This is a genomic window from Flavobacterium sp. F52 (assembly GCF_000278705.1).
GTDB lineage: Bacteria > Bacteroidota > Bacteroidia > Flavobacteriales > Flavobacteriaceae > Flavobacterium > Flavobacterium anhuiense.
In genome coordinates this window covers 55,240-71,592 of record NZ_AKZQ01000037.1, presented here as the reverse complement: position 1 = coordinate 71,592, position 16,353 = coordinate 55,240, and the positions used below count along the sequence as shown (strand labels likewise).

Annotated in this window: 14 protein-coding genes; 8 read left to right on the top strand and 6 right to left on the bottom strand. The window is 34.6% G+C overall.

The window, feature by feature from the left end; genetic code table 11:
* Window positions 1-76 precede the first annotated feature (76 nt).
* Window positions 77-3,421 carry a preprotein translocase subunit SecA gene (gene secA, locus FF52_RS18850; RefSeq protein WP_008468051.1) on the top strand — a complete coding sequence of 1,115 codons (3,345 nt, stop codon included), beginning with the start codon at window positions 77-79 and terminating at the stop codon, window positions 3,419-3,421.
* Between the two features lie 158 nt (window positions 3,422-3,579).
* Here secA and FF52_RS18845 read toward each other — a convergent pair whose 3' ends face one another.
* Genes FF52_RS18845 through cysC form a run of 4 tightly spaced genes read right to left on the bottom strand, consistent with a single transcriptional unit; the run spans window position 3,580 to window position 6,495 of the window.
* Entirely contained in the window at window positions 3,580-4,242 is a 663-nt protein-coding gene (locus FF52_RS18845) for a TrmH family RNA methyltransferase (protein ID WP_008468050.1), read from the bottom strand.
* A gap of 60 nt (window positions 4,243-4,302) precedes the next feature.
* Complete coding sequence (locus FF52_RS18840; protein WP_008468049.1) at window positions 4,303-5,271, bottom strand: sulfotransferase family protein; 969 nt, start codon at window positions 5,269-5,271, stop codon at window positions 4,303-4,305.
* 2 nt (window positions 5,272-5,273) lie between these two features.
* On the bottom strand, window positions 5,274-5,963 hold the full coding sequence (locus FF52_RS18835; RefSeq protein ID WP_008468048.1) for an aspartyl/asparaginyl beta-hydroxylase domain-containing protein: 690 nt from the start codon (window positions 5,961-5,963) through the stop codon (window positions 5,274-5,276).
* A 4-nt stretch (window positions 5,964-5,967) separates the two neighbouring features.
* Window positions 5,968-6,495, bottom strand: coding sequence for an adenylyl-sulfate kinase (cysC, locus tag FF52_RS18830; protein WP_008468047.1), 528 nt, complete (start codon window positions 6,493-6,495; stop codon window positions 5,968-5,970).
* 166 nt (window positions 6,496-6,661) lie between these two features.
* Here cysC and FF52_RS18825 point away from each other — a divergent pair, with 166 nt between their 5' ends.
* The 4 genes from FF52_RS18825 to FF52_RS18810 all read left to right on the top strand — a co-directional run bounded on the left by FF52_RS18825 (window position 6,662) and on the right by FF52_RS18810 (window position 11,875).
* Window positions 6,662-7,363: an SIR2 family NAD-dependent protein deacylase gene (locus FF52_RS18825; protein ID WP_008468046.1), complete on the top strand. Its 702-nt coding sequence runs from the start codon at window positions 6,662-6,664 to the stop codon at window positions 7,361-7,363.
* Complete coding sequence (locus FF52_RS18820) at window positions 7,360-8,052, top strand: sterol desaturase family protein (RefSeq protein ID WP_008468044.1); 693 nt, start codon at window positions 7,360-7,362, stop codon at window positions 8,050-8,052. Before FF52_RS18825 ends, FF52_RS18820 begins: the two co-directional genes overlap by 4 nt.
* Window positions 8,053-8,121: 69 nt before the next feature.
* Window positions 8,122-9,468 carry an adenylosuccinate lyase gene (purB, locus tag FF52_RS18815; protein WP_008468043.1) on the top strand — a complete coding sequence of 449 codons (1,347 nt, stop codon included), beginning with the start codon at window positions 8,122-8,124 and terminating at the stop codon, window positions 9,466-9,468.
* Window positions 9,469-9,637: 169 nt separating this feature from the next.
* A complete protein-coding gene (locus FF52_RS18810) occupies window positions 9,638-11,875 on the top strand; it encodes a cation:proton antiporter (RefSeq protein ID WP_008468041.1) in 2,238 nt (745 codons plus the stop codon).
* A 148-nt stretch (window positions 11,876-12,023) separates the two neighbouring features.
* On the opposite strand, the gene FF52_RS18805 is transcribed toward FF52_RS18810, so the two are convergent.
* Together FF52_RS18805 and FF52_RS18800 are read right to left on the bottom strand one after the other, a co-directional pair.
* Window positions 12,024-12,662: a peroxiredoxin gene (locus tag FF52_RS18805; protein ID WP_008468040.1), complete on the bottom strand. Its 639-nt coding sequence runs from the start codon at window positions 12,660-12,662 to the stop codon at window positions 12,024-12,026.
* A gap of 112 nt (window positions 12,663-12,774) precedes the next feature.
* Window positions 12,775-13,686 carry an AEC family transporter gene (locus tag FF52_RS18800; RefSeq protein WP_035691973.1) on the bottom strand — a complete coding sequence of 304 codons (912 nt, stop codon included), beginning with the start codon at window positions 13,684-13,686 and terminating at the stop codon, window positions 12,775-12,777.
* A gap of 116 nt (window positions 13,687-13,802) precedes the next feature.
* Here FF52_RS18800 and FF52_RS18795 point away from each other — a divergent pair, with 116 nt between their 5' ends.
* The 3 genes from FF52_RS18795 to meaB all read left to right on the top strand — a co-directional run bounded on the left by FF52_RS18795 (window position 13,803) and on the right by meaB (window position 16,312).
* Window positions 13,803-14,210, top strand: coding sequence for an RrF2 family transcriptional regulator (locus FF52_RS18795; RefSeq protein ID WP_008468038.1), 408 nt, complete (start codon window positions 13,803-13,805; stop codon window positions 14,208-14,210).
* A 57-nt stretch (window positions 14,211-14,267) separates the two neighbouring features.
* Window positions 14,268-14,909, top strand: coding sequence for an NAD(P)-dependent oxidoreductase (locus FF52_RS18790; RefSeq protein WP_008468037.1), 642 nt, complete (start codon window positions 14,268-14,270; stop codon window positions 14,907-14,909).
* 305 nt (window positions 14,910-15,214) lie between these two features.
* Window positions 15,215-16,312, top strand: coding sequence for a methylmalonyl Co-A mutase-associated GTPase MeaB (gene meaB, locus FF52_RS18785; RefSeq protein WP_008468036.1), 1,098 nt, complete (start codon window positions 15,215-15,217; stop codon window positions 16,310-16,312).
* The last annotated feature ends 41 nt before the right edge of the window (window positions 16,313-16,353 follow it).

Here is a 16,353-nt window from a genome sequence, read left to right as displayed (position 1 = left end):
AAGGAAAAAGTCTCATCATAGAGACTTTTTTTTTGGTTCAAATACATATTATATAATAAAAGAAATACAATAAATCATGAGTTTCATAAACAGTATTATTAAAGTCTTTGTCGGCGATAAGTCGCAGAAAGATGTCAAAGCTTTACAACCTTACTTAAATAAAATTAAAACATTCGAAGCTCCTTTAATGAGTCTTACAAACGACGAATTAAGAGGAAGAACCGTTTATTTTAAAGATAGAATCAAAGAAGCTAGAGCTGAAAAAGATGCTAAAATTGCTTCGCTGAAAGCCGAAGTAGAAAACATCGAAGACATCGATAAAAGAGAAGACATTTATGATGCAATAGATGCTCTTGAAAAAGAAGCTTATGAAATCTCAGAAAAAACTTTAATGGAAATTCTTCCAGAAGCTTTTTCTGTTGTAAAAGAAACGGCTCGCCGTTTTAAAGAAAACTCACACATTGAAGTTACAGCAACTCCAAAAGATCGCGAGTTTTCAGCAACAAAATCATATATCACTATTGATGGTGATAAAGCTATTTGGGCTAACAAATGGAATGCTGCCGGAAAAGACATCACTTGGGACATGATTCACTACGATGTTCAGTTAATTGGTGGTATGGTATTGCACGAAGGTAAAGTTGCCGAAATGCAAACGGGAGAAGGTAAAACTTTGGTAGCTACTCTTCCACTTTATTTAAATGCTTTGACTGGAAACGGGGTTCATTTAGTAACGGTGAACGACTACTTAGCGAAACGTGATAGCACATGGAAAGCTCCTTTATTCGAGTTCCACGGTTTATCTGTTGACTGTATCGACAATCACCAACCAAGTACAGAAGCTAGAAAAAAAGCTTACGATGCGGATATCACTTACGGAACCAACAACGAATTTGGTTTTGACTACCTAAGAGATAACATGGCGCACTCGCCTAGCGATTTAGTGCAGAGAAAACACAATTTTGCCATTGTCGACGAGGTTGACTCTGTATTGATTGATGACGCTAGAACACCTCTTATCATTTCAGGACCAGTTCCTCAAGGAGATCGCCATGAATTCAACGAATTGAAACCAAAAATCGAAAACTTAGTTGCACAACAGCGTCAGTTAGCAAATGGTTTCTTAGCTGAAGCTAAAAAATTAATCAAAGAAGGTAATACAAAAGATGGAGGTTTCCAATTATTGAGAGCTTACAGAAGTTTACCTAAAAATAAAGCATTAATTAAATTTTTAAGTGAAGAAGGAATTAAACAATTGCTTCAAAAAACTGAAAATCAATATATGCAAGATAACAATCGTGAAATGCACAAAGTTGACGAAGCTTTGTATTTTGTGATTGAAGAAAAAAACAATCAAGTTGAATTGACAGACAACGGTATCAAATACCTTTCTGGAGATACTGATGCAGATTTCTTCGTTTTACCAGATATCGGAACAGAAATAGCTGCTATTGAAAAACAAAAATTAGATAAAGACGCGGAAGCTGAAGCCAAAGAAAGATTATTCCAAGATTTTGGTGTAAAAAGCGAACGTATCCATACTCTTACTCAGCTTTTAAAAGCATATGCTTTATTCGAAAAAGATGTAGAGTACGTTATCATGGACAACAAAATTATGATTGTCGATGAGCAGACAGGTCGTATCATGGACGGACGTCGTTATTCAGACGGTCTTCACCAAGCGATCGAAGCAAAAGAAAACGTAAAAATCGAGGCTGCAACTCAAACTTTTGCAACAGTTACATTACAGAACTATTTCAGAATGTACAGCAAATTAGCAGGTATGACTGGTACTGCTGTTACAGAAGCTGGCGAGTTATGGCAAATCTATAAATTGGATGTTGTTGAAATTCCTACAAACCGTCCGATTGCAAGACAAGATAAAGAAGATTACATTTACAAAACTACACGCGAAAAATTCAACGCTGTAATTGAGGATGTTACTGAATTATCAAAAGCAGGAAGACCGGTATTAATTGGAACAACTTCTGTAGAGATTTCAGAGTTATTAAGCCGTATGCTTAAAATGAGAGGAATCCAACACAACGTATTGAACGCTAAAATGCACAAACAAGAGGCACAAATCGTTGAAGAAGCTGGTAAAGCTGGAGTTGTAACAATTGCAACAAACATGGCTGGTCGTGGTACCGATATTAAATTATCTCCAGAAGTAAAAGCTGCGGGAGGTTTAGCAATCGTTGGTACAGAGCGTCACGATTCTCGTCGTGTAGACAGACAGTTGCGCGGTCGTTCTGGCCGTCAAGGAGATCCAGGAAGTTCTCAATTCTACGTTTCCCTTGAAGATAACTTAATGCGTTTATTCGGTTCTGAAAGAGTTGCGAAAGTAATGGACAGAATGGGATTAAAAGAAGGTGAAGTTATTCAGCATTCTATGATGACTAAATCTATCGAACGCGCTCAGAAAAAAGTAGAAGAAAACAACTTTGGGGTTCGTAAACGTTTATTAGAATATGATGACGTAATGAACTCTCAACGTGAAGTAGTTTACAAACGTCGTCGTCACGCATTGTTTGGTGAGCGTTTGAAACTGGATATCGCAAATATGCTTTATGACACTTGCGAATTAATCGTAAGCAACAATAAAGTGGCGAATGACTTCAAAGGATTTGAATTTGATTTGATTCGTTATTTCGGAATTACATCTCCGATTTCAGAAGCTGAATTTGCAAAATTAAATGATATTGAAGTTACTGGAAAAGTTTACAAAGAAGCCTTAGCTTTCTACACTGAAAAAACAGAAAGAAGCGCAAGAGAAGCTTTCCCAATCATTAAAGGAGTTTACGAAGAGCCAAACAATCATTTTGAAAGAATTGTTGTTCCATTTACAGACGGAATCAAAACTTTGAATGTGGTAACTGACTTGAAAAAAGCTTATGATAGCGAAGGTGCTCAATTAATTGCTGATTTTGAGAAAAACATCACGCTTTCTATTGTTGATGAAGCTTGGAAAAAACACTTACGTAAAATGGACGAATTGAAACAATCTGTTCAATTGGCGGTTCACGAGCAAAAAGATCCATTGCTTATCTACAAATTAGAAGCTTTCAACTTGTTTAGAGGAATGTTGGATAACGTTAATAAAGAAGTAATTTCATTCTTATTTAAAGGTGACTTACCTGCTCAAAACGCTCCTGAAATTCACGAAGCAAGAGAGGTAGCTCGTCCAAAAGAAAACTTACAGCTAAGCAAAGACGAAATTCCAAATAGCGAAAGCTTAAACCGTGAAGCTGGAGAAACACAACAGCGTCAGGTTACTGAAACTATCGTTAGAGATATGCCAAAAATCAACCGAAATGATACTGTAACAGTTCAGGAAGTTGCAACTGGTAAAACAGAAACAATGAAGTACAAAAAAGCTGAGGCATTAATCGCTGCTGGAACTTGGGTTTTGATTAACTAAATATTTTTTTAGTATTCAGTCGCAGTCTTACTTTACAGACTGATACTTTAAATACCATAAAAAAGACCGATAGTTTAAACTATCGGTCTTTTCTTTTATTTATTTATCTAAATTTCTAGTTTATACTTCGAACTGTGACTGAGACTGAAAACTGCGACTTATCTAGGATTATCCTGATAATAACGCTCTTCAATTCGTTTTATATCGCGTATCGAATTTTTGGCCCAATCCAAACGTTTTGCTAAAATTTCTTCATCAGTTAATTTCCAATTAATATCAGACCTTCTAAGTCTATTGGTCAAGCTTTGAATAATAATCGCAGCCGATACAGAAATATTCAAACTTTCTGTAAAACCTACCATTGGTATTTTTAAGAAACCATCGGCGTTATCCATAATTTCTTTGGACAATCCTTCTTTTTCTGTTCCAAAGAATAAAGCGCTTGGTTTTGAGATATCAAAATCTTCAAGCATACAGTCTTTTTCATGTGGAGTTGTGGCAATAATCTGGTATCCTTTGCTTCTTAAATCTGAAAGGCATCCTGAAACCGAATCAAATCGGTTAATGTCAACCCATTTTTGCGCACCTAAAGCAATTTCTTTATCGATTCTTTTTCCAAAGCGCTGTTCAATTACATTTAATTCCTGAATTCCAAAAACTTCACAGCTTCGCATTACTGCGCTTGTATTATGCATCTGATAAACATCTTCTACTGCAACTGTAAAATGTTTTGTTCTATTCTCTAGTACTTTTAAAAAATTAGCTTTTCTATTTTCAGTTAATATGTTTTCTAAGAATGCGAGATAATCTAAATCAATCATTTTATTTAAGTTTGGCGCAAAAATACATAAATAAAAGAAAAAGAAGCTTCGTCCAAATTTTCAACGTGCCAAATCTTCAATGAAATTGGCATTCAGCTTTTCGTGAAGCAGATTAACTTCATTCAAATTAATAGACAAAATATCGTCTTTATAAGAATCTCCAATAAAAACAGTATTTTCATTTTTAGAATGTTTTTTAAGTCGTTCCAACATGCCATTTAATTCAATTTCGGAAAATTTGACATTTATGAAAGCTATAAATCTTTCTACGACATTTTTCATTCCATCATTATAATTCAGCAGTATCACATTGCTGTCTTTTTCATAAAAATGGAGAAAACCTTGAAAATATTTTTCTAAAACCAAAGCTTGATACTGCTGAAAACTCACCTCTTGAACTTCTTTAGAAGTAATTCCAAAAACACTCGACGGAATTAAATTTGGAATCACATGCATACCCGCCATCTTTTGGTGCGACCTTAAAACTTCTCCTGGATTTCGATACAGTAATGCAAAAGGAATTTTAGGGAAAACCGATCGCAAATAAGAAGCCTCAAAAATGCTCCATGCGTCTAGTTTTATAATAAGATTTTTTTGTTCAGGAGATCGTTTCTGTCCAAGCAATCTGATAACCGATTTAAGCAAAACCGATTTGGTATCTGCGTCAAAAGCGTCGCTTCTTAAAATCTGATCGACAATTGGAGCTTCAGACACCACAATGTTTTCAGACGAAGTCGCTAAGCACTGACTTAACATAGTAGAGCCACATCTTGATATATGAAAAACAAATCCTTTTAATGGTACAAATTCGAGTTCGTTAGACCATTCAATTAGATTTTCTGCTGTACTTACTAATTTAAACAGTTTTGAATTATAGTTGTGGCTTCTACATTTCGCAATTGTTTCTTCAAAAAAAGGATCTGCAAAAGGAATATCAGAAAAATAAAGCCATTCAAAATAGACTTCATTTTCTCTTTCAATCAATTTAATCGGAATCCAATTTGAGATAAGATGCTGTATACTTTCCATTTTTATGAGTTCATTTGTGATTGAAGTTCGGCAATAATCTTAGCATTGGTTTCAGATGGATTTCTAGAAAGCTCTGCAATAATCTGCTGCTTTACCTCATCTGAATATTGTTTCTTATGTACGAAATTCACATCAAAACCCATTTTAGAAAACAATTCATCAGACCAATCATTTCTTATGCAATCCAAAGTCAAATGAATTCTAGGTTCTGAACTCTTATTCTGAACACTGTGCGGCAATTGAAAATTGGCATACCAGCACTCCCCCATTTTCATTGGAACTAGTTTTTTGTCTACATAAAAATAAACTTCAGAATTGGTTACAATAGGAACATGAATTCTAAAAAAACCGTCTTCGTACGACGTATCATTGTCAACATGCTCTTTTATCTCACTATTAGGACCGAGCCTTAGTAATCTCACCGCTTCTTTTTCGCATTCAAACCAATCCATTATTTCTTTAAAATACGGACAGCTATCCAATAAAGGCGTATTTTTATATTCTTTATCTGCAAAAGAAAGTATGTCGGTTTCCAAACCAGATTGCGACCGCAAAGAAACACTTGTCCATTTTCCTTCGTAACGATTCGTATTAAAATGCGGTGTCCATAAATTGGTCTCGCAAGTCTGTAAATCGTTTTGCAGTTTTTCTATTGAAAAAGAAATGGGAAGCTGGCAGGAAGAAGGATTCATAACCTTAAGATTTTAAATTGCTAATTATAAAATTGTAGAGTTTATCGGCAGAAATCGAAACTGTTTCAGAATCTGTCTTTAATATTAAATCTGCTTTTTCTGGAATTTCAAAAACATCGCTTATACCCGTAAAACTTCTAATTTTATTTTGATCATGATCTGGCAGTAATGCTCTTTTGTATAATCCCTTCGGATCTCTTTCAATCAAATTAGCAATAGAGCAATCAAGGAATACTGTTTTTACAAATTCAAAAGCTCTTAATTCACTTCTAACATTTTCATATGGATTTATAACCGACATCAGAACAATTTTATTTTCTTCAATCAAGCTTCGGCCAACATTAAAAAGTCGTCTTACATTTTCGCAACGATCTTCTTTAGAAAATCCCAAATCTTTACAGATAGTCTGCCGGTAAACATCGCCATCTACGATTTCAACTTCGTAATTATTTTGAAGCAGCAGATGCCTGACATTTTCCGCCAAAGTCGTTTTTCCTGAACCAGAAAGCCCTGTAAATTGAATTAAAATCATTTAGAAACGCTTTTTTCAAATAGAACATTAAAATTAAATAATTCAGAAAGAGAGACAAAGCGTATAAACCCCCATTCTTTTATCCCAAAAAGTATAGTTTCTCCTCGCTATTTACTAAACATTTGAATAAAGAAATCACTATTTTTATCTTTTAATATAACTACGAATGAAAAAGAAACTGGTTGTTTTAACAGGAGCAGGAATTAGCGCTGAAAGCGGCATTAAAACTTTTCGCGACAGTGATGGTTTATGGGAAGGACATGATGTGATGGAAGTTGCCACTCCAGAAGGTTGGTATAAAAATCAAGAGTTGGTTCTAGATTTCTACAATAAAAGACGCCAACAGTTAAAAGAAGTAAATCCAAATTTGGGTCATATTATTTTGGCTGAATTAGAAAAAGATTTCGATGTGCAAATTATCACTCAAAATGTTGACGATCTTCATGAACGCGCAGGAAGCACAAATGTTTTGCACTTGCACGGAGAGTTGCTAAAAGTGCGAAGCACTCAAAATAAAAACCTGATTTTAGATTGGACTGAAGATTTGCTTACCGGAGATTTGGATGCAAACGGATATCAGTTACGCCCGCACATTGTTTGGTTTGGCGAAGAAGTTCCTGCACTCGAAGAAGCTATTGACATTACAGAAACCGCAGATTATTTTGCTGTAATCGGGACTTCTCTGCAAGTTTATCCTGCCGCTGGATTAATTTCTTATACGCCAAGCACAACTCCCGTATTTTATATTGATCCGAAACCTATTTCGATTCCGAATCTTAGAAATAAAGTTGAAACCATTGCCAAATTTGCTTCTGAAGGAGTTGCCGATTTAAGGGAGAAATTATTGAATTTAGAAAAAACAACATGATTTTTGAAAGTTGGTTACAGCAATTATTTCCGTTTAATCTATTCTGGCTCTTTGTTTTCTTTTTAATAGAAAATTCAGCGCTGGTTGTTTTATCGGTTTTAATTGGAAAAACTATGGAACCAGAAAACACTTTTTTAAAGAATAAAGATCAAAAATGGGTACTTTCTACGCTGCTTTGCAACACATTCATTACTTTAATCGGTTTTGAATTGTATCGCTACGGAATTATGAAAGTAGATTTTTCAGCCTCTATTAAACTTATCATTTTTGATACTCTTTTATTGATTCTTCTGATGGATCTTTTTATGTTCATTTTTCATTTTCTGGTTCATCATTTAAAATGGCTTTACCCGATTCATAAATTGCATCACACGCATGTAGAAACCAATGTTTATAGTTTATATGTTCTTCATCCGATAGAAACTTTGGGTTTTGGCTTTATATGGCTGTTTTTAATTACGATTTTGAAGTTTAATTATTTGAGCATCATTATTTATCTCATTTTAAATCTGTCTTATGGAATATTCGGGCATTTAAAAAAAGACATATTTCCATCTTTTTGGTACAGCAATTCCTTTACAAAATGGATTTCGACTACTAAATTCCATAACGATCATCATAAAAATGAGTCTCACAATTACGGTTTTTACTTTACCATTTGGGATAAAATTTTCAAAACCATGATTTAAGCTCAAATATAGCTTTCAGAAGTTTTAACAATACCTTATATTTGCACCTTTCGAAAAAACAACATCACAATGACTACTCTAAACGAATTGAATGCTATATCACCAATTGACGGAAGATATAGAAATAAAACTCAAAATTTAGCACCTTTCTTCTCTGAAGAAGCTTTAATAAAATACCGCGTTTTGGTTGAAGTGGAATACTTCATTGCTTTATGCCAAATTCCGTTGCCTCAGTTGCAAGGTATTGATTCTAGTCTATTTGAAAGCTTGAGAAACATCTACAAAAACTTCTCAACTGAAGATGCGCTTTGGATTAAAGAAACAGAGAAAGTAACCAATCATGACGTAAAAGCGGTTGAATACTTTATTAAAGATGCTTTTGAGAAATTAGGTTTATCTCAATACAAAGAGTTCATTCACTTCGGATTAACGTCTCAAGATATTAATAACACTGCCATTCCGCTTTCTACAAAAGAAGCGTTTGAGCAAGTTTATATGCCAACTTTAATTGCTGTAATTGCAAAATTAAAAGAATTAAGCGTTGAGTGGAAAGACATTCCAATGCTGGCGCGTACACACGGACAGCCTGCATCTCCTACTCGTTTAGGAAAAGAGATTTTGGTTTTCGTAGAACGTTTAGAAGAGCAAATGCGTTTGTTATTCAACATTCCGTTTGCTGCTAAATTTGGAGGAGCAACAGGAAATTTCAATGCGCACCACGTAGCATATCCACAAATTAACTGGAAACAATTCGGTAATAAATTTGTTGAAACAGATCTTGGTTTAAAACATTCTTTCCCAACCACACAAATTGAGCATTACGATCATTTTGCAGCTTTCTTTGATGCTTTAAAAAGAATCAACACGATTATCATTGATTTAGATCGCGATATCTGGACGTACGTTTCAATGGATTATTTCAAGCAAAAAATCAAAGCTGGAGAAATCGGTTCGTCTGCAATGCCGCACAAAGTAAATCCAATTGATTTTGAAAACTCAGAAGGAAACTTAGGAATAGCAAATGCTATTTTTGAACACCTTTCTGCAAAATTACCAATCTCAAGATTACAGCGTGACTTAACTGACAGTACTGTTTTACGTAATGTTGGTGTTCCTTTTGGACATACAGTTATTGCTTTTGAAGCTACTTTGAAAGGATTAAATAAATTGCTTTTAAACGAAAGTAAATTTGCTGAAGATTTAGAGAAAAACTGGGCAGTAGTTGCTGAAGCTATTCAAACTATTTTACGTCGCGAAGCGTATCCAAATCCTTACGAAGCTTTAAAAGGATTAACAAGAACTAATGAAGCGATTGACAAAAATGCGATTCATAACTTTATTGCGACTCTAGAAGTTTCAGATGCCGTTAGAGCAGAATTATTGGCTATAACGCCTAGTAATTACACAGGAATTTAAGAAAAATACCAAATATTTTACCAAAAAAAGCTATCTTTATCGAGATAGCTTTTTTTTATTAAATCCAGAGGCAAATCCAGGTTAGACTCCTTTTATTTTAATAGGAGCCAATGAATTTCATTTGAAATAAAAAGCTGGATCAGCCGCTAAAAAAATACCACGTTTTTATATGATTGCATTAAATGCCGCTGCGGAAACTTCACACCACTTACAACCTTTAATTAGTGATTTAGGATTAATCCTGATGACCGCCGGAATTGCTGTTCTATTATTTAGAAAAATGAAACAGCCTTTGGTTCTAGGTTACCTTATTGCAGGATTTTTAGCTGGAAACCATTTTGATTTTTTCCCATCTATCACCGATATGAAAAGTGTCGAAGTCTGGGCAGAAATTGGGGTTATATTTTTACTTTTTAGTTTAGGACTCGAATTCAGCTTTAAGAAACTAATGAAGGTTGGAGGGACTTCTTCTGTCACCGCCATAACCCAGATCTTGTTTATGACCGTAATTGGTTACGCAGTCGGGCAATGGATGGGCTGGGGAAAAATGGACAGTATTTTCTTGGGAGCCACACTTTCTATTTCGTCCACAACTATTATTATCAGAGCTTTTGATGAGTTGGGCGTAAAAGGGAAAAAATTCGTTGGAATTGTTTTCGGAGCTTTAATCGTCGAAGATATTGTGGCAATTCTGATGCTGGTTTTGCTATCAACTATTGCTGTAAGCGATCAGGTTTCGGGAACAGCATTATTACAATCTGTTTTAAAACTTATTTTCTTTTTAATTATCTGGTTTTTAGGGGGAATCTTTATTATTCCAACTATTTTCAAAAAAGCTAAACATCTGATGACAGATGAAATGCTACTCATCATCTCATTAGCATTATGTCTAATGATGGTAATTTTTGCTTCAAATGTTGGTTTTTCTCCAGCATTAGGCGCTTTTATCATGGGATCTATTATTGCTGAAACTACAATGGCAGAGAAAATTGAACATTTAATTCAGCCTGTAAAAGATTTTTTTGGTGCTGTTTTCTTTGTATCTGTCGGAATGTTGATTAACCCAGTAACATTGATAAATTATGCGCTTCCTGTTGCCATAATTACTTTATTGACCATATTTGGAAAAGCTTTTAGTTCTTCTATTGGTGCTTTGATTTCTGGCCAGCCGTTAAAACAATCTGTTCAAACCGGAATGAGTTTGGCACAAATTGGGGAGTTCTCATTTATTATTGCCACTCTTGGAATGTCCTTAAAAGTTACTAGTGATTTCTTGTACCCAATTATTGTGGCTGTATCTGCAATAACGACATTTACCACACCTTTCTTAATTAAATATTCTGAACGTTTTGCTTTCTTTTTAGAGGCAAAAATGCCTAAAAGATGGGTTAAAAACATTAACCGTTATAGTGTAAATGCACAAGCCATTAAATCTGTCAGTACTTGGCAAATTGTACTTCGTTCTTCGATTACGCAAATTATTCTTCATACCATTATTATTACAGCCATTATATTATTGTCTTCCAAATTTGTAGCGCCATTGGTTGCCGATACACGATTCGGAAATACGCTGGCAGCTTTACTTACGCTAGTTGTAATTGCTCCATTTTTGTGGGCACTTTCGCTCCGTCGAGTAAAAGTAGATGAAGTTGAAACCCTTTGGGAAGAACGCAAATATCGTGGCGCACTTTTAATGCTGATTCTGATAAGAATGAGTCTCGGCCTATTCTTTGTCGGGTTTTTATTGAATATTTTCTTCTCTCCTTTAGTAGCTTTCGTAGCGCTGATTATTGCAATAGGAGCTTATCAAATTTTCCCTAAAAAACTAAATGAGCAATACCATAAAATCGAAAATCACTTTTTGAAAAACCTAAACGATCGCGAAAACAAAAAGATCGATAGACGATATGCCAATTTAATGCCTTGGGACGGACACATGTCTTTCTTCGAAATTAAAAAAGAATCTAATTTAGTGGGTCAGACTTTACAGGAACTCAAAATTCGTGAACAATTAGGAATTAATATCGCCTACATTAAACGAGGAGAAGTCACCATTCCGATTCCGACGAAAACGGAACGTCTATTTCCAGGCGATGAAATATGTGTAATTGGAACTGATGCACAAATAGCAGAATTCACCAAATTCTTAACTCAAAACGAAACAGAACCGCCTACAAAAGTAGAAGAAACCGATATTGTTTTACGACAGCTTGAAGTTTCTCAAGACGAATTCATCAAAAAAAGCATCGGACAGTTCAGAGCCAAAACAGACGGAATGGTCGTAGGAATTGAACGAAACGGAAACCGTATTCTAAATCCAGAATCTAGTTTGATATTAGAGAAAAATGATATTCTCTGGGTTGTAGGAGATAAAAAAAGAATGAATGCTTTGTTGGCGGCTAAGTAAGTTCTTTTTTTAAAAGGGACAAAGTAACAAAGGGACAGAGTAATAAAGATCCTGGTAAAAATAAAAAGGCTGAGATTTTTCTGTTTGAAAAATCTCAGCCTTTTTAACTTTGTCTCTTTGTTACTTTGAACCTTTGCCCCTATAAAAATTATTTATTTGGCTGCGGTGTCAATCTCAAATAAGGTTTGATTGGCGTATGTCCTTTTGGGAATTTAGCTGGAATATCGCTATCTGGAATTGCTGGCGCGATTACCACATCTTCTCCATCTTTCCAGTTTGCTGGAGTTGCAACGCTGTAATTTGCTGTCAATTGTAAACTGTCAATAACACGAAGCAATTCGTCAAAATTTCTTCCTGTTGAAGCTGGATAAGTCAGCGTTAATTTGATTTTTTTATCTGGTCCGATAACAAAAACCGAACGAACTGTAAATTTATCGCTTGCATTTGGATGAAGCATATCGTATAGATTTGCTACTTTCTTATCCTCATCTGCAATGATTGGGAAATTTACTTCTGTATTTTGAGTTTCGTTGATATCTTTAATCCACTCTTTATGCGAATCTAAACCGTCTACACTCAGAGCAATAACTTTAGTATTTCTTTTTTTGAATTCTGGCACATAGTTCGCCACTGTTCCCAATTCAGTTGTACAAACTGGCGTAAAATCTGCTGGATGCGAAAATAAAACACCCCACGAATCTCCTAACCATTCGTGAAAATTAATTGGTCCTTGCGTGGTTTCCGCTTGAAAATCCGGAGCTATATCGCCTAATCTTAATGTTGACATAATTTCATTTTTTTAGTTCATCTAAAATTAACCAAAAAAAGCATATAGAAAACATTGATTTTCTTAAAAAAAGTTAAAATTCTACTTTGTCGATATAATTAGTATTTTACTCCTAAATAAAACTCAAAACAAAATACCAAAAAGCAAGCGTAACAAAGGAAATTGGAATTCCAAAACCGATCATCATACTGCTTAATTTTGGTTTTAATCCATAAGTTGAAGCTAAGATCGCACCCGTTATCATGGGCGCCATGGCGGTTTCCATTATTGTAATTTTTATGACTTCAGAATGTTGGTTAAAAATAAAAACATATAGCACAAAAATTATAAAAGGAATCAAAAGCAATTTAAAGAAAAGTCCAAGACGCAAAAATTTCCAATGCTGGCTTTTTCTATCAAAAGTCAATTGCAAACCAACAGAAAGCAAAGCTAAAGGTGTTACTAAACTTCCTATTTTTAGCAATACTGACTGAAAGTTCTCATTTAAATTATAATCGAAAATATTCATTAGACATGCCAAAACAAACATCAGAAATGGCGGAAACGTGATAATTTTTTTGAAAATTCCTAAGGCATTCGGGCTTCCTTTAGAATAAAAAGCAGCAGTAAAAACCCCAAGTGTTGAAACCACCACAAAAGTTCCCGGCTGATCAACTAATACAGCCGTTTCCAAACCTTTCTTTCCAAACAAAGCCTCAATAATCGGGTATCCTAAAAAAGAACTGTTGCTTAATCCTGCTGTCAAAATCAAACAGCCAATCAGTTTATTGGACCAGCCATTTCTTCTTCCTAAAAAATGAAAAAATATAAAAGCCAGAATATAAGTAATCCACCCCGCTCCTATCGGAAATAGCAATTCGCTGCTCCATTTTATTTTAGGAATATGATATAAAGTAATGGCAGGAAGGCAGAAATAAATAACAATTTTATTGAGCGTCTTATAGATATGAGTGGGAAACTGTTTTACGTGTTGTAAAACCAAACCCAGCGAAAGAAAGAGAAATATTAGTATAAAGTTGTTCATATGTAAGATCATCACAAAAATAAGTATTTAAAATTTGAGGTAAAGAATTAATTTTTAGTTAAATTAGTATTTTGTGTTACAAAAAGATGTAAATTTGTAACATATTTTATTACAGTATGATTTCAGGTAAATTTGCCATAACGATTCACATTCTTACTTTGCTCCATAAATTCCCCAATGATTATTTGTCATCGGAGTTTATTGCGGGAAGTATTAATCTAAATCCTGTTTTGGTTCGAAAAGAAATTGCCAATTTAAAAGCTCATCATATTGTAGAAAGTAAAGAAGGAAAAAATGGCGGTACAAAATTAGCGGTCAATGCTGCTGATCTAACTTTAAAACAAATATTCGAAATGACCTTTGAAACGATTGGTTTAGGTTTTGCTAAAAATCAACCGAATCCTGATTGTCCTGTTGGAAAAAACATCAATCAGCATTTGGAAGCTTTATATAGCGAAATGAATCAAAACGTCAGCAGACAGCTGGAGGGAATTTCATTGGAAGATTTTTCGAATCAATTTTAAAACTATTTTTTTACCCGAAACTGTAACATTTTTTATTACTAAATAAATTTATATATTATGAAAATCGCACTTATTGGAGCTACAGGATTTGTTGGCTCAGCAATTTTAAACGAATTAGCAGACAGAAAACACGAAATCACTGCTATTGCAAGAACTCCAAAAGATACAGCAAATGCTAAATGGGTTGCTGCAGATATTTTTAATGTTGACGCTTTGGCAGAAATCTTGAAAGGTCACGATGCTGTTGTCAATGCTTACAATCCCGGTTGGACTAACCCTAATATTTACGATGATTTTTTAGCAGGTTCACAAGCTATTCAGGAAGCGGTTAAAAAATCGGGTGTTAAACGTTTTATTACAATTGGTGGAGCTGGAAGTCTATATGTTGCCCCAGATTTACAAGCAGTTGACACTCCAGATTTTCCAAAGGAGATTTACCCTGGAGCCAACGCCGCGAGACATTATTTAAATATCATCAAAGAAGAAAAAGATTTGGATTGGGCATTCTTTAGCCCTGCTTTCGAAATGCATGCTGGAACTAAAACTGGAAGAACCGGAAAATACCGTTTAGGTTTAGAAAATCCTGTTTTTAATGACGAACAAAGAAGTATTTTATCTGTAGAAGATTTAGCGGTTGTAATTGCTGACGAAGTAGAAACTCCAAAACATCATCAAGTACGCTTTACAGCTGGATATTAATTTTTAAAGATGCTAAGATGCTAAGGCACTAAGATTCTAAGTTTTTTGCCACGACTCGAGCGATAGCGAAAAGGCGAAGCAATTCACGAATTTTATTTTTAAAATCTTTGAGATTTTTTTTTCGAATTAATTCGAATAATAATATCAGACATAGTTTTTCAAATGAAAATTCGTGAATTCGTGGCAAACTTATTTTTGCTCCTTTTGACAATAACAAATTAGTGGAAATTCGTGTAATTCGTGGCGAACTAACTTTTTGAAACTGTTTTTGTTTTCTGTACTTTTACATTTCTAAAAAGTGCGTTTTGTCAAATTCTAATAAACAAACTGGCAACATATCTGAAAAAGCTGGAATTTCACCTCCCGAAATCACCAATATTTCGGCTATCAATCAAATTAAAAGCAAACGCAGGCAACAGCCCACTTCTCAAGAACTAATTGATGGCATTTTAGAAGGAAACAGAACTTCTCTCAGTCGCGCGATTACTTTAATTGAAAGCACTAATCTAGATCATTTTGAGAAAGCTGGCGAAGTCATTCAAGGCTGTTTGTCTCATGCCAATAAATCAATTCGCATTGGAATTACTGGTGTTCCTGGTGTCGGAAAAAGTACTTTTATTGAGGCTTTTGGAAAACATCTTACCCAATTAGAAAAAAAAGTAGCAGTTTTGGCAGTTGATCCAAGCAGTTCGCTTTCGCACGGAAGTATTCTCGGAGATAAAACCCGAATGGAAGAATTGGTTAAAGATGAAAATGCTTTTATTCGTCCAAGTGCTTCTGGAGAAACTTTAGGCGGTGTAGCAAGAAAAACCAGAGAAACTATCATACTTTGTGAAGCCGCAGGTTTTGACACCATTATTATTGAAACTGTTGGTGTAGGCCAAAGTGAAACTGCTGTTCACAGTATGGTCGATTTCTTTTTACTTTTAAAGATTTCTGGTGCTGGCGACGAACTTCAAGGTATTAAACGTGGCATTATGGAAATGGCAGATGCTATTGTCATTAATAAAGCTGATGGCGATAATGTAAAAAAAGCCAATCAGGCGAAAGTAGAATTTAATCGCGCTTTGCATTTATTTCCTCCAAAAAAATCAAATTGGCAGCCGAAAGTAACTACTTGCAGTTCGTTGACAAAAGATGGAATTTCTGAAGTTTGGAACACTATTTCTGATTATTTTGAAATGACGAAAGAAACCGGGTTTTTCCAAGAAAAAAGAAATGAACAAAACCATTTCTGGATGATGGAAACCATTAACGAACAGCTAAAACAAAATTTCTATAATCAGCCAGAAATCATATCATTATTAGAAGAAAGTAAAAAAGCAGTGCAAAACAATGAAATTTCATCGTTTGCAGCTGCTTCTAGTTTGTTGAAAATATATTTCAATAAAGAGATAAAGTAACAAAGAAACAAGCTTTTACTCTGTCACTTTGTATCTCTGTT

What these genes read in the sequence shown, in the direction of transcription:
- FF52_RS18820 (WP_008468044.1), top strand. Translation starts at nt 7,360, where the DNA reads ATGATTTTTGAAAGTTGGTTACAGCAATTATTTCCGTTTAATCTATTC.
- FF52_RS18805 (WP_008468040.1), bottom strand. Translation starts at nt 12,662, where the DNA reads ATGTCAACATTAAGATTAGGCGATATAGCTCCGGATTTTCAAGCGGAA.
- cysC (WP_008468047.1), bottom strand. Translation starts at nt 6,495, where the DNA reads ATGATTTTAATTCAATTTACAGGGCTTTCTGGTTCAGGAAAAACGACT.
- FF52_RS18840 (WP_008468049.1), bottom strand. Translation starts at nt 5,271, where the DNA reads ATGGAAAGTATACAGCATCTTATCTCAAATTGGATTCCGATTAAATTG.
- FF52_RS18825 (WP_008468046.1), top strand. Translation starts at nt 6,662, where the DNA reads ATGAAAAAGAAACTGGTTGTTTTAACAGGAGCAGGAATTAGCGCTGAA.
- FF52_RS18790 (WP_008468037.1), top strand. Translation starts at nt 14,268, where the DNA reads ATGAAAATCGCACTTATTGGAGCTACAGGATTTGTTGGCTCAGCAATT.
- FF52_RS18810 (WP_008468041.1), top strand. Translation starts at nt 9,638, where the DNA reads ATGATTGCATTAAATGCCGCTGCGGAAACTTCACACCACTTACAACCT.
- FF52_RS18845 (WP_008468050.1), bottom strand. Translation starts at nt 4,242, where the DNA reads ATGATTGATTTAGATTATCTCGCATTCTTAGAAAACATATTAACTGAA.
- FF52_RS18795 (WP_008468038.1), top strand. Translation starts at nt 13,803, where the DNA reads ATGATTTCAGGTAAATTTGCCATAACGATTCACATTCTTACTTTGCTC.
- FF52_RS18835 (WP_008468048.1), bottom strand. Translation starts at nt 5,963, where the DNA reads ATGAATCCTTCTTCCTGCCAGCTTCCCATTTCTTTTTCAATAGAAAAA.
- secA (WP_008468051.1), top strand. Translation starts at nt 77, where the DNA reads ATGAGTTTCATAAACAGTATTATTAAAGTCTTTGTCGGCGATAAGTCG.
- purB (WP_008468043.1), top strand. Translation starts at nt 8,122, where the DNA reads ATGACTACTCTAAACGAATTGAATGCTATATCACCAATTGACGGAAGA.
- FF52_RS18800 (WP_035691973.1), bottom strand. Translation starts at nt 13,686, where the DNA reads ATGAACAACTTTATACTAATATTTCTCTTTCTTTCGCTGGGTTTGGTT.